The 19,349-nt window shown below is 63.7% G+C and carries 20 protein-coding genes; 7 read left to right on the top strand and 13 right to left on the bottom strand.

The window, feature by feature from the left end; all coding sequences use genetic code 11:
* Nucleotides 1-73: 73 nt before the first annotated feature.
* Genes glmU through AC72UB_RS05615 form a run of 3 tightly spaced genes read left to right on the top strand, consistent with a single transcriptional unit; the run spans nt 74 to nt 3,920 of the window.
* Entirely contained in the window at nt 74-1,423 is a 1,350-nt protein-coding gene (gene glmU / locus AC72UB_RS05605) for a bifunctional UDP-N-acetylglucosamine diphosphorylase/glucosamine-1-phosphate N-acetyltransferase GlmU (RefSeq protein ID WP_505188902.1), read from the top strand.
* Nucleotides 1,423-3,240, top strand: a complete 1,818-nt coding sequence (gene glmS / locus AC72UB_RS05610) for a glutamine--fructose-6-phosphate transaminase (isomerizing) (RefSeq protein ID WP_505188903.1) — start codon at nt 1,423-1,425, stop codon at nt 3,238-3,240. Before glmU ends, glmS begins: the two co-directional genes overlap by 1 nt.
* Nucleotides 3,237-3,920: a DNA alkylation repair protein gene (locus AC72UB_RS05615; protein ID WP_505188904.1), complete on the top strand. Its 684-nt coding sequence runs from the start codon at nt 3,237-3,239 to the stop codon at nt 3,918-3,920. The genes glmS and AC72UB_RS05615 overlap by 4 nt, the downstream gene beginning before the upstream one ends.
* A gap of 90 nt (nt 3,921-4,010) precedes the next feature.
* Here the strand turns inward: AC72UB_RS05615 and AC72UB_RS05620 are convergent, their stop codons facing one another.
* Genes AC72UB_RS05620 through yajC form a run of 9 tightly spaced genes read right to left on the bottom strand, consistent with a single transcriptional unit; the run spans nt 4,011 to nt 10,131 of the window.
* Nucleotides 4,011-4,547, bottom strand: coding sequence for a DsbE family thiol:disulfide interchange protein (locus AC72UB_RS05620; protein WP_505188905.1), 537 nt, complete (start codon nt 4,545-4,547; stop codon nt 4,011-4,013).
* The gene (gene ccmD / locus AC72UB_RS05625) at nt 4,540-4,701 is read right to left on the bottom strand and encodes a heme exporter protein CcmD (protein ID WP_505188906.1); all 162 of its coding nucleotides are present in this window, start codon (nt 4,699-4,701) and stop codon (nt 4,540-4,542) included. The genes AC72UB_RS05620 and ccmD overlap by 8 nt, the downstream gene beginning before the upstream one ends.
* Entirely contained in the window at nt 4,701-5,429 is a 729-nt protein-coding gene (locus AC72UB_RS05630) for a heme ABC transporter permease (protein ID WP_505188907.1), read from the bottom strand. The genes ccmD and AC72UB_RS05630 overlap by 1 nt, the downstream gene beginning before the upstream one ends.
* Nucleotides 5,430-5,480: 51 nt before the next feature.
* On the bottom strand, nt 5,481-6,137 hold the full coding sequence (gene ccmB / locus AC72UB_RS05635) for a heme exporter protein CcmB (RefSeq protein WP_505188908.1): 657 nt from the start codon (nt 6,135-6,137) through the stop codon (nt 5,481-5,483).
* Nucleotides 6,134-6,763: a heme ABC exporter ATP-binding protein CcmA gene (ccmA, locus tag AC72UB_RS05640; protein WP_505188909.1), complete on the bottom strand. Its 630-nt coding sequence runs from the start codon at nt 6,761-6,763 to the stop codon at nt 6,134-6,136. The genes ccmB and ccmA overlap by 4 nt, the downstream gene beginning before the upstream one ends.
* Nucleotides 6,760-7,119 carry an Mth938-like domain-containing protein gene (locus AC72UB_RS05645; RefSeq protein ID WP_505188910.1) on the bottom strand — a complete coding sequence of 120 codons (360 nt, stop codon included), beginning with the start codon at nt 7,117-7,119 and terminating at the stop codon, nt 6,760-6,762. The genes ccmA and AC72UB_RS05645 overlap by 4 nt, the downstream gene beginning before the upstream one ends.
* Nucleotides 7,120-7,122: 3 nt before the next feature.
* On the bottom strand, nt 7,123-8,100 hold the full coding sequence (gene secF, locus AC72UB_RS05650) for a protein translocase subunit SecF (protein ID WP_505188911.1): 978 nt from the start codon (nt 8,098-8,100) through the stop codon (nt 7,123-7,125).
* Between the two features lie 14 nt (nt 8,101-8,114).
* Entirely contained in the window at nt 8,115-9,782 is a 1,668-nt protein-coding gene (gene secD, locus AC72UB_RS05655) for a protein translocase subunit SecD (protein WP_505188912.1), read from the bottom strand.
* 13 nt (nt 9,783-9,795) lie between these two features.
* Complete coding sequence (gene yajC / locus AC72UB_RS05660; protein ID WP_463290923.1) at nt 9,796-10,131, bottom strand: preprotein translocase subunit YajC; 336 nt, start codon at nt 10,129-10,131, stop codon at nt 9,796-9,798.
* 186 nt (nt 10,132-10,317) lie between these two features.
* On the opposite strand from yajC, the gene AC72UB_RS05665 reads away from it, so the two are divergent.
* From AC72UB_RS05665 to AC72UB_RS05675, 3 genes are read left to right on the top strand one after another with little or no spacing between them, the layout of a single operon-like run.
* The gene (locus AC72UB_RS05665) at nt 10,318-11,328 is read left to right on the top strand and encodes a glycosyltransferase family 2 protein (RefSeq protein WP_505188913.1); all 1,011 of its coding nucleotides are present in this window, start codon (nt 10,318-10,320) and stop codon (nt 11,326-11,328) included.
* A gap of 33 nt (nt 11,329-11,361) precedes the next feature.
* Nucleotides 11,362-12,651 carry a serine--tRNA ligase gene (gene serS / locus AC72UB_RS05670; protein ID WP_505188914.1) on the top strand — a complete coding sequence of 430 codons (1,290 nt, stop codon included), beginning with the start codon at nt 11,362-11,364 and terminating at the stop codon, nt 12,649-12,651.
* The gene (locus AC72UB_RS05675) at nt 12,648-13,361 is read left to right on the top strand and encodes a TspO-related membrane protein (protein WP_505188915.1); all 714 of its coding nucleotides are present in this window, start codon (nt 12,648-12,650) and stop codon (nt 13,359-13,361) included. Before serS ends, AC72UB_RS05675 begins: the two co-directional genes overlap by 4 nt.
* A 32-nt stretch (nt 13,362-13,393) precedes the next feature.
* Here AC72UB_RS05675 and der read toward each other — a convergent pair whose 3' ends face one another.
* The 3 genes from der to AC72UB_RS05690 all read right to left on the bottom strand — a co-directional run bounded on the left by der (nt 13,394) and on the right by AC72UB_RS05690 (nt 17,018).
* Nucleotides 13,394-14,863: a ribosome biogenesis GTPase Der gene (gene der, locus AC72UB_RS05680; RefSeq protein ID WP_505188916.1), complete on the bottom strand. Its 1,470-nt coding sequence runs from the start codon at nt 14,861-14,863 to the stop codon at nt 13,394-13,396.
* Between the two features lie 46 nt (nt 14,864-14,909).
* Entirely contained in the window at nt 14,910-16,265 is a 1,356-nt protein-coding gene (locus AC72UB_RS05685) for an outer membrane protein assembly factor BamB family protein (protein WP_505188917.1), read from the bottom strand.
* Nucleotides 16,266-16,346: 81 nt separating this feature from the next.
* Complete coding sequence (locus AC72UB_RS05690; protein ID WP_505188918.1) at nt 16,347-17,018, bottom strand: tetratricopeptide repeat protein; 672 nt, start codon at nt 17,016-17,018, stop codon at nt 16,347-16,349.
* Between the two features lie 288 nt (nt 17,019-17,306).
* On the opposite strand from AC72UB_RS05690, the gene AC72UB_RS05695 reads away from it, so the two are divergent.
* Nucleotides 17,307-18,935 (top strand): calcium-binding protein, encoded by a 1,629-nt coding sequence (locus AC72UB_RS05695; protein ID WP_505188919.1) that lies wholly within the window; start codon nt 17,307-17,309, stop codon nt 18,933-18,935.
* Here AC72UB_RS05695 and AC72UB_RS05700 read toward each other — a convergent pair.
* A complete protein-coding gene (locus AC72UB_RS05700; protein WP_505188920.1) occupies nt 18,932-19,342 on the bottom strand; it encodes a DUF1499 domain-containing protein in 411 nt (136 codons plus the stop codon). The genes AC72UB_RS05695 and AC72UB_RS05700 overlap by 4 nt on opposite strands.
* Nucleotides 19,343-19,349 lie beyond the last annotated feature (7 nt).

Below are 19,349 nucleotides of genomic sequence, written 5' to 3' on the forward strand. Positions count from 1 at the left end.
CCGTGAACCATCGCGGGCTTGCAGTGCCCGTGATCCGGGGTAAAACGGGCGGCATCGAATTGAAAGGGGCGTCATGCCGGTTTCGTTGATTGTTCTGGCCGCAGGCATGGGCACGCGGATGAATTCCGACCTGCCCAAGGTCTTGCACAAGGTGGCCGCGGCCCCGCTTTTGCATCACGCCTTGCAGGCCGGTGCCAGCCTTGCACCTGAGAAGGTGGTCGTTGTCACCGGTCACGGGGCCGAGGAGGTCGCGCGCGCCGCGCGCGACTACGACGAGGCGACGGTGACCGTCCTGCAAGAGCCGCAGCTTGGCACCGCCCATGCCGTCGCCCAAGCCGCACCACTTCTGGCAGATGCCACGGGCGATGCCATCGTTCTGTACGGCGACACGCCCTTTATCCGCCCCGAGACGCTCGAGGCGATGCTTGCAGCCCGCAGCGCGCATGCGGTGGTGGTCTTGGGCTTTCACGCCGCCAATCCCGGCCGCTATGGCCGTCTGCTGACCCAAGGCAATGACCTTTTGGCCATCCGCGAATTCAAAGATGCGACAGATGAGGAACGTCTGATAACCCTTTGCAATTCAGGCGTGATCTGCGCTGACGCCAAAACGCTTTTCTCGCTGGTGGCCGATGTGGGCAATGCCAATGCGAGCGGCGAATACTACCTGACCGACATCGTCGAACTCGCCCGCGCGCGCGGCCTCTCAGCGGGCGTGGTGATCTGCGACGAGGCGGAAACCATGGGCATCAACACCCGCACCGAACTTGCCGCCGCCGAGGCCGCCTTTCAGGCGCGCGCCCGCGCCGAGGCCTTGGACAATGGCGTCACCCTGACCGCCCCCGAAACCGTGTTCTTCGCCCTCGACACCCACATCGGCCGCGATGCCATCATCGGCCCGAATGTCCTCTTTGGCCCCGGCGTCACCATCGAATCTGGCGCGGAGATTAAAGGCTTTTGCCACCTAGAAGGCTGCCATGTGTCGCGTGGGGCCGATGTCGGCCCCTTCGCCCGCCTGCGCCCCGGGGCAGAGCTTGCCGAAGATGTCCATGTCGGCAATTTTGTGGAAATCAAGAACGCCATTCTGGACGAAGGCGTCAAGGTGGGCCATCTGAGCTATATCGGGGATGCCGATGTGGGCGAGTTTACCAACATTGGCGCGGGCACCGTTACCTGCAACTACGACGGCGTGATGAAGCACCGCACCCGCATCGGCAGACGCGCCTTCATCGGCTCGGACACCATGCTGGTCGCCCCCGTCAGCATTGGTGACGGCGCGCTGACCGCCTCGGGCTCGGTCATCACCGAAGATGTGCCCGCCGAGGCTGTGGCCTTGGCCCGGGCCAAACAAGTGAACAAGGCAGGACTTGCCACCAAGCTTTTTGAACGGCTGCGCGCCATTAAGGCCGCGAAAGGAAAATCATAATGTGCGGAATTGTTGGGGTTTTGGGCCATCACGAGGTGGCCCCCCTTTTGGTCGAGGCGTTGAAGCGGCTGGAATATCGCGGCTATGACAGCGCCGGGATCGCCACCATCAACGAGGGCAAGCTGGACCGTCGCCGCGCGGTGGGCAAGCTCATTAACCTCTCCGATCTTTTGGTCCACAACCCCCTGCCCGGCAAATCCGGCATCGGCCACACCCGCTGGGCCACCCATGGCGCGGCCACCACGCTGAACGCCCATCCGCATCTTTCGGGCCGCGTCGCGGTGGTGCACAACGGCATTATCGAGAACTTCCGCGAGTTGCGCGCCGAGCTTACCGCAGGCGGGGCGGTGTTCGAATCTGAAACCGACACCGAAACCGTCAGCCACCTTCTGCGCCACCATTTGGACAAAGGTGCAAAACCCATTGAGGCCGCGCGCGAAACGCTCAAACGCCTGCACGGGGCCTTTGCGCTCTGCATCCTCTTCGAAGGCGAGCAAGATCTGATGATCTGCGCCCGCAAGGGCAGCCCCTTGGCCATCGGCCATGGCGATGGTGAGATGTTCGTCGGCTCGGACGCCATCGCGCTCGCACCAATGACCGACCGCATCACCTATCTGGAAGAGGGCGACTGGGCCGTCATCACCCGTGGCGGGGCGCAGATCTTTGATGAGGCGGGCCATCTTGCCAACCGCCCCGAGGCGCGGATTCAGGTTGACCAGACCCGCATCGAAAAGGCCGGTTACAAGCATTTCATGGCCAAGGAAATCGCCGAACAGCCGGTGGTGATTGCCGACGCGCTCAAGCATTACGTGTCGGGCGAAAACACCCTGCGCCTGCCTGCCGAGCTTGATTTTGCGGCTGTGGACCGTCTGACCATGGTGGCCTGCGGCACCGCAAGCTATGCCACCCATGTGGCGAAATACTGGTTCGAACAGATCGCGGGCCTGCCCGTCGAAATCGACATCGCGTCGGAATTCCGCTACCGCGAGCCGCCGCTGTCGCCCCACCAATGGGCGCTGTTTGTCAGCCAATCCGGCGAAACCGCCGACACGCTGGCCGCGCTGCGCTATGCCAAGGAACGCGTGGGCAAGGTGGTCTCGGTGGTCAATGTGCCGACCTCCTCGATTGCCCGCGAAAGCCATCTGGCGCTGCCGATCATGGCGGGGGTCGAGGTGGGGGTCGCCTCCACCAAGGCTTTCACCTGCCAGCTGACCGTGCTGGCCATTCTGGCGCTGAAAGCCGCCGTCGACCGGGGCCGTCTCGACGCGGCGGGCCTTGCCGCGCACCTCACCGCGCTGCGCAGCCTGCCGGGCCTGATGAACCACGCGCTGGCGCTCTCCACCGATGTGGCCGCCGTCGCCAAGGACCTGGCCGAGGCGCAGGATATCTTGTTCCTGGGCCGTGGCCCGATGTATCCGCTCGCCTTGGAAGGTGCGCTGAAGCTCAAGGAAATCAGCTATATCCACGCCGAAGGCTATGCGAGCGGAGAGTTGAAGCACGGCCCCATCGCGCTGATTGACAACCGCGTGCCGGTGATCGTGCTGGCCCCGCGCGATGCGCTTTTCGACAAGACCGTGTCGAACATGCAAGAGGTCATGGCACGCCACGGCAAGGTGGTGCTGATCTCGGACGCCGCCGGCATCGCCGAGGCGGGTGCGGGCTGCTGGAAGACCCTCACCTTGCCCGAGGTGGCCCCACAATTTGCCCCGATCCTCTATTCGATCCCGGCGCAGCTTTTGGCCTATCATACCGCCATCGCCAAAGGCACCGATGTGGACCAGCCGCGCAATCTGGCCAAATCGGTGACAGTGGAATGACCGTCAGCCTTGATCAGGCCATCGCCGCGCTGGAGGCATTGGCCAACCCCGAGAAGGCCACCGAAATGGCGGCCTATCACAAATCCACCCGCCGGTTCTTCGGCGTCAGCGTGCCGCAGATCGACGATCTCACCGACGCATGGCGCGCCGAGTGCACGCTGGACGAACGGCTTGCCTTGGCCGCAGCGCTTTGGGCGGCCGATATTCATGAGACCCGCGTGGCGGCGGCCAAGCTTTTGACCCAAGCCCGCATCCGCCCGGATGACGAGGGCGCATGGCAGCTTTTGCAAAGCTGGGTGCCTGATTCCGATGGCTGGTCTTTGGCCGATCACGCCATGATCGCCGCGCAAAAGCGGCTGGTCTGGCAGCCCGACCGGATCGAGGCGGTTGAGGGCTGGACCAATAGCCCCCACATGTGGACCCGCCGCGCCGCCATGGTCATCACCCTGCCCTATGCCAAGCAAAACCACCCCAAACCCTTAGAAAACGCCATCCGCGAGCGGGTTCTGGACTGGGCCGTGCGCTATGCAACAGACCCGGACTGGTTCATCCAGAAATCCGTGGCGTGGTGGCTGCGCGATCTGTCCAAACATGACAAACCCCGGGTGGAGCGCTGGCTGGCCGAGCATGGCGACAGCTTGAAACCCTTTGCCCGCAAAGAAGCGTCCCGGCATTTCTGATCGCGCAGCTCCTCGTCGACTTCGTCGCGCGTCGGGGTAAACCGAGGAGAAGCCGAAGGCGCCCGACGAGGTGCACGGCGAGACGCCCAATTACTCCGCCGCCAGCGCCTTCTCCAGTTCCGGCCGGAAACGCTGCAGATAATCATCGCCCACCAAGGGGCCGATGAAGCGATAGACCACCTCGCCCTTGCCGTTCACGATAAAGGTCTCGGGCGGGGCGGTGACGCCCCATTCCAGCCGCGTCCGGCCCTTGGGGTCAAAGGCGATGCTGGCAAAGGGATTGCCATCATCTGCCAAAAACGCCAGCGCATCCCCCTCACGGTCCATCATATTGACGCCGATCACCGGAATGCCTTCGGCAGCCAGCGCGGTCAGCGTCGGATGCTCCGCCCGGCAAGGGGGGCACCATGAAGCCCAAAAGTTCACCAACACAACGCGACCCTGTGCCAGATCGGACTGCACCGGCGCTGGAATTCCCGGCAAGGCCGCCTGCTCAATCGCGGGGGCCGGCTTGCCCAGAAAGACCGAGGGCAGATCATTAGGATTATCGCGGGTCATGCCCGTATAAAACAGCACCGCCAGCCCCAAAAACAGCAACGGCGGAATCAACAACAGCCACTTAAGCATCGCCTGCCCCTTCCTGCCGCGCCTCAACCTCGTGCAAGGCCTGCTTTACCCGGCGGCCCTGCCACAGCGTCACCGCCACCAGCCCGACCAACAGCGCAATGGTCGAGACATAAGACCAAATCACCGCATCGGCGTATTTTCCCAGATCAGGCATCAAGCCAACCTCTCGCGTGACAACAGCGCCTGCAACCGGCGGGCGCGAATTTCAGTGCGGGTGCGCATCAAAACCAGCATGACGAACAACAGGACAAAGCCGATGATGCAAACCAAGAGCGGGAACCAATAGACATCCGACACATTCTCTTCCTTGTCCAAAGACAGGCTCGCCCCTTGATGCAGGCCTTGGTTCCAAAACAAGACCGCATAGCGCGACAAAAAGGCAAAGACCGATCCCACAATAGCCAGAACGCTGGTCAGGTCCGCCGCCGTGTCGGGGTTCTCCACCGCCGCCCAAAGCGCGATATAGCCCAGATAGAATAAGGCAAGGATCAGGAACGACGTCAGACGCGGGTCCCAAGCCCACCATGTGCCCCACATCGGCTGGCCCCAGATTGCCCCGGTCACCAGCCCGATCACGGTAAAGACCAGCCCAATCGGGGCCGCCGCCTTGGCCGCCAGCGCCGAGACATGATGCCGCCGGATCAGCCAGATCAGCGAGGTGACCAGCATCATCGTCCAGGCCGAGATGGCCATCATCGCGGCAGGCACATGCAGGTAGATGATCTTGACGGTGGAGCCGAACTTGTCAGCGTCCGGTGTGAAGAAAAAGCCCCAGACCAGCCCCACCACCAGCGTGATCGCCGTCAGCCCGCTGACCCAAGGCAACAAAAGCCCCGAGGTCTGCATGAACTTTTTCGGGTTGGCATATTCCCAGATCGACATGGTTTATCCTTGGATTGCCGCGCGCTGCCGTTTGCTTAGCATGGCGCGGGCCTAACGCAAATTGACGCGGATTGCCGCAGATGCGGCAAAGGGCAACAGGGCCAGCGACCCAGCGGTGATCGCGGCCAAAAGCGCAAGCGGCGTACCGACGGCCATGCCCACAGCGCCCCGCTTGACCACCTCGGCCCCGAAAATCAGCGTTGGCATGTAAAGCGGCAGCACCAACAGGCTCATCAACAGCCCGCCGCGCTTGAGCCCCACCGTCAGCGCCGCGCCAAAGGCCCCGATGATCGACAGGGCTGGAGTGCCCAATGCCAAGCTGATGACCAACCACACATAGCCCGGCCCCGGCAGGTTCAGCAGAACGCCCAGCACAGGCGCCACCAGCACCAAAGGCAGCCCCGTCACCAGCCAATGCGCCAAGGCCTTGACCGCCACCGCGCCCTCCATCGGCACGGGCGAGGTGGCCAAAAGGTCCAGCGAGCCATCCTCGAAATCCAAGGCAAAGATGCGGTCGAGCGACAAAAGGCAGGACAAAAGCGCCCCCACCCACAGGATGCCAGGTGCAATCTTGGCCAGCGTCGCGGGTTCCGGCCCCACGCCCAAAGGCACGATCACCGCCACCAGCAGGAAAAACGCAAGGCCCAGCCCAAAGCCGCCGCCCGCGCGAATGGCCAATCGCAGATCACGGCTCAGAAGGGCGATCATGTGAAGGCCTCATCAAAGGCCGAGCGCACCCCGCCTTGCGACAGTTTGCGCGCCTTGAACGGGGTCAGGTCGAGAACATCGGCCTCCAAGCCCAGATCGATATGCGTGGCAATCAACGCCGCCCCCCCGGCGGCCAGATGGTCACGCACCACCGCGCCAAAAAGCTGGACCGAGGCCACGTCCAAAGACACCGTCGGCTCATCCATCACCCAAATCGCCCGTCCGCTGACCAAAAGCCGCGCAAGACCAAGGCGGCGCTTTTGCCCGGCCGACAGGTTCGCCGCCCGCCGGTCGGCCAATTCGCGCAGCGCCATCCGATCGATCGCGGCACCCACCGCATCGGTGCCAAAGACCCGCGCCCAGAAGGTCAGGTTTTCCGCCACTGTCAGCGTGGCCTTCACCCCATCGGCATGGGCGGCATAGGTGATGCTATCCGCGGCCGTCTCAACCCGGCCCTCCAAGGGCGGCTGCAACCCGGCTATGGTGCGCAGAAGCGTGGTCTTGCCAATGCCGTTAGGTCCGCGCAGCACCAAGGCCCGCCCCGGCTCCAGCGCAAAACTCACCCCTTGCAAGACCGGCACCCCGGCCCGCGCCACGGCCAGATCGTGCACCGCAAGGCGCGTCATGGACCCACCGGCAACAGGGCGGCGGCAATCCGGCGCCCCTCTCCCAATAAGACGTTATAGGTGCGGCACGCGGCGGGCGAGGACATCGGCTCGACCCCGATCCCTGCTGCCTCTAGTGCGTCACGAAAGGCGCGCGGCACCGGGGTGATCTGCGGACCAAGCCCCACCAAAAGGACGTCAATCCGCCCTGCCAGCGCCAAAGGCGTGGCGCTGTCACCCAGCCCACCCCAACCGCCCGCATCCCACGGCGTCACCAGCGTCGCACCCTGCAAGGCATGGGTCCCCACCCGGAAAAAACCCGGCCCATAGCCCTCAATCGCCAAGGCAGCCCCGTAGCTGACCTCGATCAGGCGCATGGCTTAGGCGTCCACATCGGCGAATTCGTGATCCGCCGGTTTGCCGGTCTTGGGCTTGTCGCTGCGGTCCAGCCCCAGCATCAAGACGATGTTTTTGGCCACGTAAAGCGTCGAATAGGTGCCGATGATCACGCCAAAGAGCATGGCAAAGACAAAGCCCCGGATCACATCGCCGCCCAAGATCACCAGGCAAGTCAACGACAGTAGTGTGGTCGTCGCCGTCATGATCGTGCGGCTCAGCGTCTCGTTCGCGGTCAGGTTCATCATCTCGCGCAGCGGCATCGCTTTGTACTTGGCCAGATTCTCTCGCAGCCGGTCAAAGATCACCACCGTGTCGTTGATCGAATAGCCAAGGATGGTCAGCAAAGCCGCCACGATGGTCAGGTCGAACTTCAGCTGAAAGATCGCAAAGACGCCAACGGTCACAACCACATCATGGATCAGGGCGGCCACGCTGCCGACGGCGAATTGCCATTCAAAGCGCAGCCAGACATAGATCCAGATCCCCAAAGAGCCCGCCGCCACAGCCAAAAGCGCGGCCCAAATCAATTCAGCGGAAACCTTGGGCCCGACCGATTCGACCGAGGGGAAGGTAATCGCCGGGTCCACGGCGCGCAGCGCCCCTTCAATGGCGGCAATGGTTTCGGGGGTGATCGCCTCTTCGCCCTCTTGGGCCTCAATCCGCACCATCGCAACATGCTGATCTTCGCGGAAGGTCGGATCAAAGACCTGCGTGATGGCGACATCGCCCAGATCCAGCCCTGTCATCGCCTCGCGGTAGACGCCGACGTCCACCGCCTGCGTGCTCTCGGTGCGAATGGTGGTGCCGCCTTTGAAATCGACACCAAAGTTCAGCCCCATGATCGCCACCGCCAGAATGGAGACGACAACCGCCGCGATGGAGGCCCCGAAGGTCACCCACTGCAATTTGAAGAAATCGATGTTGGTCTTGACCGGAACCAGCCGCAAACGCCATGCCATGATATCGCTCCCCCTCAGACCACAAGCTCTTTGGGCTGTTTCCAGTTGATGTAGGACGTCACGATCAAACGCGTCACCAAGATCGTCGTGAACATCGAGGTGAAGATCCCGATCCCCGTCGTGACCGCAAAGCCGCGCACGGCGCCAGAGCCAATCACGAACATGATAAGCGCCGTGATCAACCCTGTGATGTTACTGTCCAAAATGGCCGAGAACGCGCGCTCAAAGCCCAGTTCAATCGCCCGGGCGGGTGACTTACCATCGCGCAACTCCTCGCGGATGCGCTCAAAGATCAGCACGTTGCTGTCCACCGCGATGCCCGTCGTCAAGACGATCCCGGCGATGCCCGGCAATGTGAGCGTGGCCCCAATCGTCGACATCAACGCAATCAGCAAGGTCATGTTGATCGCCAGAGCGATATTGGCAAAAACGCCGAACAGGCCATAGCTGAGCACCATATAGCTCGCCACGGCGATCAGCCCGACGATGCCCGCCATCTTGCCCGCATCAATGCTGTCTTGGCCCAGTTCCGGGCCAATCGTGCGCTCTTCCAAAAACACCATCTTGGCCGGCAGGGCGCCCGCGCGCAGCAAAACGGCGAGGTTGGTCGATTCCTCGACCGTGAAATTGCCGGTGATGATCCCCGACCCACCCGCGATATGGCTTTGGATCGTCGGGGCTGAAATCACCTCATCATCCAAGACAATCGCAAAGGGCTCGCCGATATGGGCGGCGGTATAGTCGCCAAACGCGCGCGCGCCTGTCGGATTGAACCGGAAACTCACCGCAGGGCGGCCGTTTTGGTCAAACGACGGCTGGGCGTCGGTCAATTCGTCGCCGCCCACCACCGATTCCTCGGCGATGATGTGATAAACGCCCTCTTCATCGGCATCGGCCACCAGCCGGTTGCGCGGCCCCGGATCGGCCCCCGCATCCGAGGTGCGACCCAAGACCTGATGGAAGGTCAGCTTGGCTGTCGTGCCGATGACCGCCTTCAACTCCTGCGCCGAGCCAATGCCCGGCACCTGAATCAGGATCCGGTCATCGCCCTGCCGCTGGATCGTGGGTTCGCGCGTGCCCACCTCATCCACCCGGCGGCGAATGATCTCAAGGCTTTGCTGCACCGTGCGGCTGTCGCTGGCCAGACGTTCGGCCTCAGACAGTTGCACAATGATCTCCAACCCCTCAACCGACACGTCAAGGTCCGAGGCCCCTGCCCCGGTTAGCGTCATCACCGGCGTGGCCAGTGCCCGCACCTTTTCCAAGGCCACGGGCACACCATCCGGGTTCGAGATCGCCACGCGCAACACGCCGGGCACCGAGGGCTGACGGCGCACCGCGCCCACCTCGTCCCGCACTTCGCGCAGCGCATCGCGCACGTCGGGCCACAGCCCGTCGATCCGCTGGGCATAGACATCTGCCACTTCGACGCGCGCCAAAAGATGCGCGCCGCCCCGCAGGTCCAACCCAAGGCTCATCAGAGCCGAGGGCAAGACATCGGGCCACAAGGCACGGTCGGCGGCCTGCGCCTCGGTGGCCACGCCACCGTTGGCCTCGATCACCTTCACAGCGTCATTGTGACGTTCGACTTGCGTGTAGAGCGCGTTTGGAACAGCGGCCAGTATCCCCCAGCCAACAACCAAAACGATCAACAAACGCTTCCACAGCGGGGTATGCAGCATGATAAAAGTGCCTTCAGGCGGCCGCAGCCGGTTCAGTCTTGTTCATCACCTGAACGATGGTGTGCTTCATGACCTTAACTTTGACGCCCTCGGCAATCTCGATATCCAAGACGCCATCATCGCCCACACGGTGAATTTTGCCGATGATGCCGCCTTGGGTCAGCACCTGATCACCCTTGCGCAGGGCTTCGATCATCGCCTTCAGCTCTTTCACCTTCTTTTGCTGCGGACGGATCAGCAGGAAATACATGATCGCAAAGATCAGGATCAACGGCAAGAAAGAGCCAAGGGCAGCCCCGGCCCCACCAGCGGCACCAGCATCTTGCGCATAAGCGGCGGTCACGAACATCAGAAGTCCTCTCGTTGGGGCACCACGGGCCCAGTATGGTTCGGCGTATAGATCGGCGCGCACCCTACCCTTGGCCAATGACCGGCGCAAGGTTGCCACGCTCCTCGCTGTCACTTGGGCAAGCCCCGTGCAATGCGCAAGAGATTTGGCTATTCATTCCCCATCCATTTGACAAAAAGGGCCATTATGGCGCGTATTTTTTTGCTTTCAGCGATGAAGAACGAAGGGCCCGACGTGTTGGAATGGGCGCTTTACCATCGGCTGATCGGTTTTGATCACATACTTGTTTACACCAATGACTGCACGGATGGCTCAGATCGGCTGTTGGATGCCATCGCCGATCTCGGCTGGTTAACCCATCACCGCCACACCCCGCCCGCTGGGACATCGCCACAAGATGCGGTCGCAGCCCTCGCCAAAACGGACCCCGTCATTCGAGAGTCTGAGTGGGGGATGTGGCTCGATGCGGACGAGTTTCTTGTGGTGCATGCGGGCCAGCGACAGGTGGCGGACCTTGTCGCCGCCGCCCGCGGGGCCGACGCGCTTGCGCTCAACTGGCGCAACTTTGGCGATTGTGGGCATCAGACCACGCCTGCGGGGCTGGTGATTGAAAACTTCACCCACGGCATGAGGCTAGACAATCCGCAAAGCCGCAGCGTGAAAACGCTGTTCCGCCTGACCCCGCGCATCGCAGATTTTGCCATCCACCGCCCGATCATCACGACAGGCGAAGAGATCGCCTTTCGCGACGGTGGCGGAAAACCCCTGCGTCACCACTTCCAGTTTGACCGCAACAAGGACAACCGCCCCAAGCACCGCGTCCCCGAAGGCCGCCAAAGCTGGAAAATCGGTCAGATCAACCACTACCCGATCAAGGCGCTGGACCGCTATCTTCTGAAACGCCTGCGCGGCAACGGGCTTGAACCCGATTGTGCGCCCGAACGCTTTGATCCGGAATATCTGGACATCTTCAACTTCAACGACGTGCAGGACCTCAGCCTGCACCGAGATCTGCCTGTGCTGAAATCGGCCATGGCGACCGCACTCGCCACACCCGCCATCGCCGCGGCGTATGCCGAGTGCGCCGCCCGCGACGCCGCCCGCCGGGCCGAGGTTGCCCCGCTGATCCCGGCCCTACTGCCCCTGCGCTACCGCCGGGGCGGCCCCCCTTCCCCCTTGCAGGCGAATGGGGCATAACCCGGCCAGCCATTTGCCACACGAGGCCCAGACATGCACGACATCCGCGCCATCCGCGAAAATCCCTCCGCCTTTGATGCGGCCCTCGCACGCCGGGGCCTGTCGCCGATGTCGCCCGCCATTTTGGCCCTCGACAACAACCGCCGCGCAAAGATCTTGGCGTCCGAGACCGCCGCCGCCGCGCAAAATGCCGCCTCGAAAGAGGTGGGTGCCGCTAAGGCGCGCGGAGACGACGCCGAGTTTGAACGCCTTCGCGCGCTGGTGGCCGAGAAAAAGGCCGAAATCGCCAAGCTGACCGAAGAAGCCGCCGACGAGGACAGCGCCCTGCGCGACATGCTGATGCGGATCCCGAACCTGCCTTTGGATGCGGTGCCGCAAGGGGCCGATGAAAACGACAATGTCGAAATCCGCCGCTGGGGCACACCCCGGACCTTTGATTTCACCCCGCATGAACATTTCGACATTGCTGGCGTCAAACCGGGGATGGACTTTGAAACCGCCGCCAAACTCTCGGGCGCGCGCTTTGTCGTGCTGCGCGGCGCGGTGATCCGCGTCCACCGTGCGCTTGGCCAGTTCATGCTGGACACCCATATCAACGATCATGGCCTGTCGGAAACTTGGACCCCGGTTCTGGTGAAGGAAGAGGCGATGTATGGCACCAACCAACTGCCGAAATTCGCCGAGGACAGCTATCAAACCACCAATGGCTGGTGGCTGGTGCCAACCTCCGAGGTCACGCTAACCAACACCGTCGCGGGCGATGTGCTGGACGAGGCGCAACTGCCCATCCGCATGACCGCCCTGACCCAATGCTTCCGCTCGGAAGCCGGGTCTGCGGGCAAGGACACCTCGGGCATGCTGCGCCAGCACCAGTTCGAAAAGGTCGAGATGGTCACGATCTGTGCGGCGGATAAGGCGCTGGACGAGCACGAGCGCATGACCAAATGCGCCGAAGCCATCCTTGAAAAGCTGGGAATCCCCTATCGCACCATCGTCTTGTGCACCGGTGACATGGGCTTTGGCGCGCAGAAAACCCATGACCTTGAGGCGTGGTTGCCGGGCCAAAACAAATTCCGCGAAATCTCAAGCGTTTCCACCTGTGGCACCTTCCAAGCCCGCCGCATGAACGCCCGCGCCAAAGCCCCCGGCGGCAAGCCCGAGTTTGTCGCCACGCTGAACGGATCGGGCCTTGCGGTCGGGCGCTGCCTGATTGCGGTTTTGGAAAACGGCCAGCAGGCCGATGGATCGGTCGATCTTCCGGCAGCCCTGCACCCCTATCTCGGCGGCAAGACCCGGATTTCGGCCTCAGGCGTGCTCGAGTGAGCGTCGCGCGGCTGATCCAACCCGCGCTTTTGCTGGCGATCCTCGCCATGGTCGCCGCCCCGGCGCTGACCCCCGCCTTCACGGGCTATGATCCGGCAACCTTCCCGGTGCGGATCGAGCGTCCCGCGATCCAACCCGCTGGCTATGCCTTTTCGATCTGGGGGCTAATTTACCTTTGGCTGCTGGCCCATGCCGTCTTTGGCCTGTTGAAACGCCGCAATGACCCGGCCTTTCTGCGCCCGGCCCTGCCGCTCCTGGTCTCGGGGCTTTTGGGCAGCGTCTGGCTGGCCATCGCCTCCAGCGCACCGATCACGGCCACATTCGTCATCCTCGTGATGGGCTGGCTGGCGATGCTGGCCTATCTGCGTGCCGACCAGACCCAAGACCGCTGGCTTTTGGCGGCACCTTTGGCGATTTACGCAGGCTGGCTGACCGCCGCCTGTGGCGTGTCGGTGGGGGTGATCTTGGCGGGATACGGGGTGCTGTCGAACACGGGCGCGGCCCTACTCATGCTGACCGTGGTGATCGCGGTCGCCTTGTTCGTGCAGGCCCGCCGCCCCAAGATGCCGGTTTATGGAGCCACCGTGGTTTGGGCCGCCATCGGCGTTGTGTTGGCCAATTGGGCCGATACCCAGACCGTCGCCCTGACCGCGGCAGGCGGCGCGCTGATCGTCGCCCTCTGGACCCTCATCACCCTACGCCGCGCCTAAGACAAAAGCCCCAACCGGGGCCTTTGCAGGGCTTACTCGCCCGTGTTCTTTGCCTTGTGTTTGCGCAACCGGCTGGGCGTGTGGAACTTGCGTTCCTTCCACGGATTTTCATTGGCTTGGCTGCGGAAAAACAGCCGAATGGGCGTGCCCGGCATGTCAAAATGATCGCGCAACCCATTGACCAGATAGCGTTTATAGCTTTCGGGCAATTCATCGGGGCGCGAGCATTTCACCATGAACCCCGGCGGGCGGGTTTTCACTTGGGTCATATAGCGCAGCTTGATCCGGTGGCCCCCGGGGGCCGGTGGCGGATGCGCCTCTGTCATGGCCCCAAGCCAGGTGTTCAGCCGCGCCGTCGGCACACGGCGGTTCCAGACGTCATGCGCTTTGCGGATGGCGTCGTGCAGCCGGTCCAAACCCCGGCCTGTCTTGGCCGAAACCGTGACCAAGGGCGCGCCGCGCAACTGCGGCAAAAGCCGCTCGAACATCTCTTTCAGATCGGCCAGCTTTTCCTGCTTGTCGTCCTCAAGATCCCATTTGTTGATCGCCACCACCACCGCACGACCCTCGGTCTCGGCAAAGTCGGCGATCCGCAAGTCTTGGGTTTCAAACGGAATTTCTACGTCCAGAAGGACGACCACCACCTCGGCAAAGCGCACGGCGCGAAGCCCGTCCGACACCGACAGCTTTTCCAGCTTTTCGGTGACCTTGGCCTTCTTGCGCATGCCAGCGGTGTCGAAAATCCGGATCGGCGTGCCCTGCCACTCGGCCCGGACTGAAATCGCATCGCGGGTGATCCCGGCCTCGGGGCCTGTCAAAAGGCGATCATAGCCCAGAATCTTGTTGATCAGAGTCGATTTGCCCGCATTCGGGCGGCCAATCACAGCGATCTGCAGCGGCTTCTTGGCGGTCGGGTAATGGGCGAATTCATCGGCCTCAAGCTCGGCCTCATCTTCCGAGATATCGACATCCACCACCGGGGCGTTTTCCGCCTCACGCTCGGCAAACTCGCCCTCAAGCGGTTTGAGCATGTGGTAAAGGTCGTCCATCCCCTCGCCATGTTCGGCCGACAGCCGCACAGGCTCGCCCAGACCCAAGGAATAGGCCTCCAAAGCGCCTGCGTCGCCTGCTTTGCCCTCGGCCTTGTTGACGCCCAAGATCACCCGCGCCGATTTCTTGCGCAGGATCTCGGCAAAAACCTCGTCCGAAGGTGTCACCCCCACGCGGCCATCAATCAGGAAGAGGCAGACATCGGCCATATCCACCGCGCGTTCGGTCAAGCGCCGCATCCGGCCCTGAAGGCTGTCGTCGGTGACCTCCTCCAGCCCCGCCGTGTCAATCACGGTGAAGCGCAGGTCAAACAGCTTGGCATCCCCCTCGCGCAAATCGCGCGTCACACCGGGCTGGTCATCCACCAGCGCCAGCTTGCGGCCCACAAGCCGATTGAACAGGGTCGATTTTCCCACATTGGGGCGGCCTACGATGGCCAGCGTAAAGCTCATGATGCGTCCGTTTCTCTCAAGCCGCCCCCCTTACAGGGCTTTGGCCCTAACGGAAAGCGTGAAGTTGCCCATTGGTGCCAACCACAAACAGCATCCCCGCCGCCAGCGCCGCCGGCGAGGCTGCGCCTCCGGGGATTTCAGCCGATCCGACCATCGCCCCATCTACCGGATTGAAGAGCCGCAGCCCGCCGTCCGAGGAGACAATCGCAATCCGCCCACCGGCCAGAACCGGCCCGTAATGCGCGGTGATTTCCTTCCAGCGCTTGGGCTTTTCGGCCTTGTAATAGGGCATCTGCACCGCCCAGATCACTGCCCCGCTTTGGGCGTCAAGACGCACCAGCTTGGCCTGGTCATTGACCACAAAGACCGATCCCCCCACCACCAAGGCGGGGTTCATCGCGCCCTCATTCGCCGTCCAAAGCCGCTGTCCGGTTTGCGCGTTAAAGGCTGAGGTCCGCCCCGAAGCCGAGCCGACATAAACCGCCCCACCGGCAATCACCGGATCGCCCGTCAGATCGGACGTGCCCGCCGCATAGGCCCGGCCAAGCCGTTGGCCTGCCACTGCACCGCCCCAGCTGCGCGTGCCATCCTCGGGCTTGATAGCGGCCACCTCGCCCCCGGCGAAGGGCAAGAGCACGAGCCCCTCCCCCACCCCCGGAGAGCCGCTGCCCACCATGCCCGACACCGCACGCGTGCCGCTGACGCTCCAGCGCTGTTTGCCGCTTGTGGCATCCACGGCCACAGCCGTGCCATCGCGCGCCACGGCATAGACCGTGCCGCCGTCAACCGCCGGTGCGCCGATCACAGGTGCATCAAAGCGCTGGCGCCACTGCACCGTGCCGGTCGCGGCATCCAGCGCCACCAGTTCCCCAAAGGCCGTGGTGACAAAGAGCTGCCCGCCCTGCGCGGCCAAGCCGCCGCCCGAGACTTCGGACGCGTTCTTGTCAAACTCGGCCCGCAGATCGGCCTGCCACAGCACAGCGCCCGAGGTCGAAAGACCCGTGACCTGCGCGCGCGAATCCATCGCAAAGACCCGGCCATTCGCCACCACGGGCGCGGCTGTCAGGCGGTTGCGCTTGGAATTGCCCGCGCCGATCGCGGCGCTCCACACCCGGACAGGCGCGGCCGACAAGGCCCCATGCGGCCCAGAATGGCGCACTGACCCGCCGCGATGGGTCCAATCGGCATTGGCCACGGCGCCCGGCAGCGCAATCGGACGCGCCTCGTTTTGCAGCACAAAGGCTTCGGCGGTCGGATCAGGCTGGCCCTCAACCGGGATCGAGGCTTCCAAGGGCGTGCGCAGATCAAACCGCTCGCCTTCCAGCACGACATCGCGTTCGCAGCCCGCGAGTGCGGTCGCCAAAAGCGTCATCCCCAGGATTGGCCGCAAACCCCCTGCCATCGCCCGTCTCTCCACTTGCCGAACCGTCATTGCCGCCTCAATTCACATCGCCCCGGCCCAAGGGCCAAAGGCTTTTCGTCATCAACCCTGATCGGGCGCAGCTTCAGCCGTTTCGGGCAAGCTGCCCCCCAGCGCGGTGATCATCTGTGCCGCGCGCGCCCGCAGACCCTGCGTCGCCTCTTGATCCTGCATCAGCGTGGCGAGCGCGGCAATTGCCGCCTCGGTGTTGCCCTCTTCGAGCATCAGATAGGCCAGCTGCTCGGCCGCCATCACCCGAAATGCCCGACCGGGGGCGGAAATGCCCTCAAGCGCTGCGCGGCGGTCGGCCAAGGCCATATCGGTCCCCGCCACCATCACCCGGCGCAACTGCGCCATGTCGCGGTAAATCTCGGGCTGGGTGACATCGGCGATCAAAGCGTCCAAGGCCGCCAAAGCCGCCGCTTTATCCTCGGCAGGGTCCGAAGCGACCATCAACGCGCGCAGGGCAAGCTGCGCCCCATCAGCCGGAACAGACCCCATCGCGGCGCGCCGTTCGGACGCACCCCCAATGTCCAGCGCATCCAGCATCGCCTCGCCAAAGCCCTCGGCCCGGGCCAGCGCCTGCGCCTTTTGCCATTCGCTATAGGCCGCACCGCCCACGATGGCGACCACCAAAAGACCGCCGATCCAGCCGTATTTGCGGAACATCGCAAACAGCCGGTCACGGCGCACCTCTTCGGTCACCTCCTCGATGAAACTGTCGGGATTGCTCACTTCCGTGCCTCTCCTTGGCGGCCTGTCGGGTCTCTGCCCACGGGCCTTGTTCGGTCCACCATCAACCCTTGGGTCAACTCTTTGGTTTGTCTTACAGGGCTTGCGCCCGCCCGCCAAGCCCTTGCGCCGGAATGGGCTCAAATCTGCACGCCCAAATCTGGCCGGGGTGCCCTTGCGCGCCCATCCCCCCCCTGCGACGTCGCCGGGCAAAGACCGCGATTGCGCCCAGCTTGGGCCACAATCCCACGTCAAACTGCGCATTGATCGCGGTTCTTCACAGGTTCCAGAATGGACGTCGCCACCCTCGTCAACCTTCTCCTCTTCGTTGGGGCCTTTGGTGCCAGCCTATCCTCGGACGATGACAGCCCCAGTTCCAGTGCCGCAAATGACCGTCTTTATGACGAAGACAATTACAGCCGCACCGACCGGTTTGCCGAGGGAGATGACACCGTCACCGCCGATGCCGACAACCTAGCCTGGTTTATGGGGGGCGGCGATGACGATCTCACCGGCTCGTCAGCCGCCGATTACGCAGATCTTGGCTCGGGCGACGATCAGGCGGCTATGGGGGCGGGCAATGACATTGTTCTGGCCGGAGCGGGCCACGACACGTTGCATGGCGAGAATGGCAATGATCTTTTGCGGGGCGAAGAGGGCGATGACAACATCTTTGGCGACCTCGGCGATGACAGCCTGGCCGGTGAGACGGGCAATGACCAGCTTGCGGGTGGCAGCGGGGCCGACATCCTGTCGGGCGGCCTGGGCGATGATCTGATCTCGGGCTTTTCCATCCAAGGTGGGGCTGCGGCTGGAATGGGTGCCCCTGATGGCGCCGACCAGCTTTTTGGCGGGGCGGGCGATGACAGGCTGATCTTGGGCCGGGGTGACAGCGCCACCGGCGGCGCGGGTGCCGACCGGTTCGAGATGGACGCGCGCTGGCGCGAGGGGGAGGCAGCCTTTGTGATTGCCGATTACCGGGCGGGTGAGGACAGCCTTGTGCTACAGCACCCGATCACCCTTGATCCCAACACCTCACTGCCTGTGGCACCGACCCTGACCGTCCAGACCACGCCCGATGGGCTGTCGAGCCGGATCTTGCTGAATGGCGAGGTGGTCGCCATCGTGGAAGGCGTGCCCGATCTCGACCCTGAAGCGATCACGTTGCAGGTCGACCCCACGGTGGATGCCGGATACCGCGCGGACGGCTTTGACAGCACCCTGCCCGGCACGCCCAGTGGCGACAACGCCACTGGAACCACAGGAGACGACTATGGCCGCTTTGGTGCGGGCAGTGACAGCGTCAGCGCCGGGGCGGGCAACGATTCGCTCTTGGGCGAGGATGGCGCCGACAGCCTGCTGGGCGAGGCTGGCAATGACACCCTGTCCGGCGGCCAAGGCGATGATGCGCTGGCAGGCGGGGTGGGTGATGATCTTTTGCGCGGCGAGATCGGTCAGGATGCGCTTGTCGGGGATGACGGGGACGACAGGCTCTATGGCGGGGCGGGTGATGACACCCTTTCGGGCCACGGGCCGGACGGCGCGGGTGGCACCGCGCCTACCATCGACGGGGCGGATCGGCTGTTCGGGGGCGACGGGGCCGATGCGCTGATCCTTGGCAAGGGCGATTTCGCCAATGGCGGCGCCGGGGCCGATCTCTTCTGGCTCGACGGCAGTTCCAACGCCGACGCCACCACCTTCGCGACGATTGACGACTACCTGCGCGGCACCGACCAGATCGAGGTGCATTACACCCCAATCCTTGGCACCAACGGCGTAGAGGTGCCGCCGACCCTTTCGGTGATCATGGGGCCAAACAACGCCTATGCAGTCATCCTGTTCAACGGCGCCCCCTTGGCGCATGTCACAGGGGCGACCACGCTGACCACCGCCGATATCCGGCTGGTGCGCGAAAGCTAAAGCTGGGCGAGCCAATCCTCAAGCCGCGCCCGGTTCACCCCCAGATCCGACCGCCCGAACCGCAGCCGCGACCAGACCGCGAGCCCCTTTGGCCCGGCCTCGGCGGTTATGTAATCGGGAAAGCCCCAAAGAGCCGAGCGCGCGACCCAGGTCATCCGCCCCTCTTCCACGCTGCCCGCCAAGAGCCGCACCCTTGGGCTGGCCTCGGCCACCGCTGCCAGCCGCGCCAGCCCCGCGCGGCCATCGGCCATCGGCACAAGCGCCCGCGCCCCGCCGGGATCGGTCACGATCCCGGCCGCCGTCGGCATCCCTTCCAGCGGTTGATGCCAGCGCGCCACCACATCGGGGGCGAGCCGCACATAGGCGGCCATCCCCGCAAAACAGGCCAACAGAAGCCAAAAGATCATCCTACGC

Source organism: Allotabrizicola aquatica (SeqCode) (assembly GCF_965194375.1).
Taxonomy (GTDB): Bacteria; Pseudomonadota; Alphaproteobacteria; order Rhodobacterales; family Rhodobacteraceae; genus Tabrizicola_A; species Tabrizicola_A aquatica.

Excerpts from the sequence above, each read along its gene's own strand:
- glmU (WP_505188902.1), top strand. The coding sequence starts at position 74 with ATGCCGGTTTCGTTGATTGTTCTGGCCGCAGGCATGGGCACGCGGATG.
- glmS (WP_505188903.1), top strand. The coding sequence starts at position 1,423 with ATGTGCGGAATTGTTGGGGTTTTGGGCCATCACGAGGTGGCCCCCCTT.
- AC72UB_RS05615 (WP_505188904.1), top strand. The coding sequence starts at position 3,237 with ATGACCGTCAGCCTTGATCAGGCCATCGCCGCGCTGGAGGCATTGGCC.
- AC72UB_RS05620 (WP_505188905.1), bottom strand. The coding sequence starts at position 4,547 with ATGCTTAAGTGGCTGTTGTTGATTCCGCCGTTGCTGTTTTTGGGGCTG.
- ccmD (WP_505188906.1), bottom strand. The coding sequence starts at position 4,701 with ATGCCTGATCTGGGAAAATACGCCGATGCGGTGATTTGGTCTTATGTC.
- AC72UB_RS05630 (WP_505188907.1), bottom strand. The coding sequence starts at position 5,429 with ATGTCGATCTGGGAATATGCCAACCCGAAAAAGTTCATGCAGACCTCG.
- ccmB (WP_505188908.1), bottom strand. The coding sequence starts at position 6,137 with ATGATCGCCCTTCTGAGCCGTGATCTGCGATTGGCCATTCGCGCGGGC.
- ccmA (WP_505188909.1), bottom strand. The coding sequence starts at position 6,763 with ATGACGCGCCTTGCGGTGCACGATCTGGCCGTGGCGCGGGCCGGGGTG.
- AC72UB_RS05645 (WP_505188910.1), bottom strand. The coding sequence starts at position 7,119 with ATGCGCCTGATCGAGGTCAGCTACGGGGCTGCCTTGGCGATTGAGGGC.
- secF (WP_505188911.1), bottom strand. The coding sequence starts at position 8,100 with ATGGCATGGCGTTTGCGGCTGGTTCCGGTCAAGACCAACATCGATTTC.
- secD (WP_505188912.1), bottom strand. The coding sequence starts at position 9,782 with ATGCTGCATACCCCGCTGTGGAAGCGTTTGTTGATCGTTTTGGTTGTT.
- yajC (WP_463290923.1), bottom strand. The coding sequence starts at position 10,131 with ATGTTCGTGACCGCCGCTTATGCGCAAGATGCTGGTGCCGCTGGTGGG.
- AC72UB_RS05665 (WP_505188913.1), top strand. The coding sequence starts at position 10,318 with ATGGCGCGTATTTTTTTGCTTTCAGCGATGAAGAACGAAGGGCCCGAC.
- serS (WP_505188914.1), top strand. The coding sequence starts at position 11,362 with ATGCACGACATCCGCGCCATCCGCGAAAATCCCTCCGCCTTTGATGCG.
- der (WP_505188916.1), bottom strand. The coding sequence starts at position 14,863 with ATGAGCTTTACGCTGGCCATCGTAGGCCGCCCCAATGTGGGAAAATCG.
- AC72UB_RS05685 (WP_505188917.1), bottom strand. The coding sequence starts at position 16,265 with ATGGCAGGGGGTTTGCGGCCAATCCTGGGGATGACGCTTTTGGCGACC.
- AC72UB_RS05695 (WP_505188919.1), top strand. The coding sequence starts at position 17,307 with ATGGACGTCGCCACCCTCGTCAACCTTCTCCTCTTCGTTGGGGCCTTT.
- AC72UB_RS05700 (WP_505188920.1), bottom strand. The coding sequence starts at position 19,342 with ATGATCTTTTGGCTTCTGTTGGCCTGTTTTGCGGGGATGGCCGCCTAT.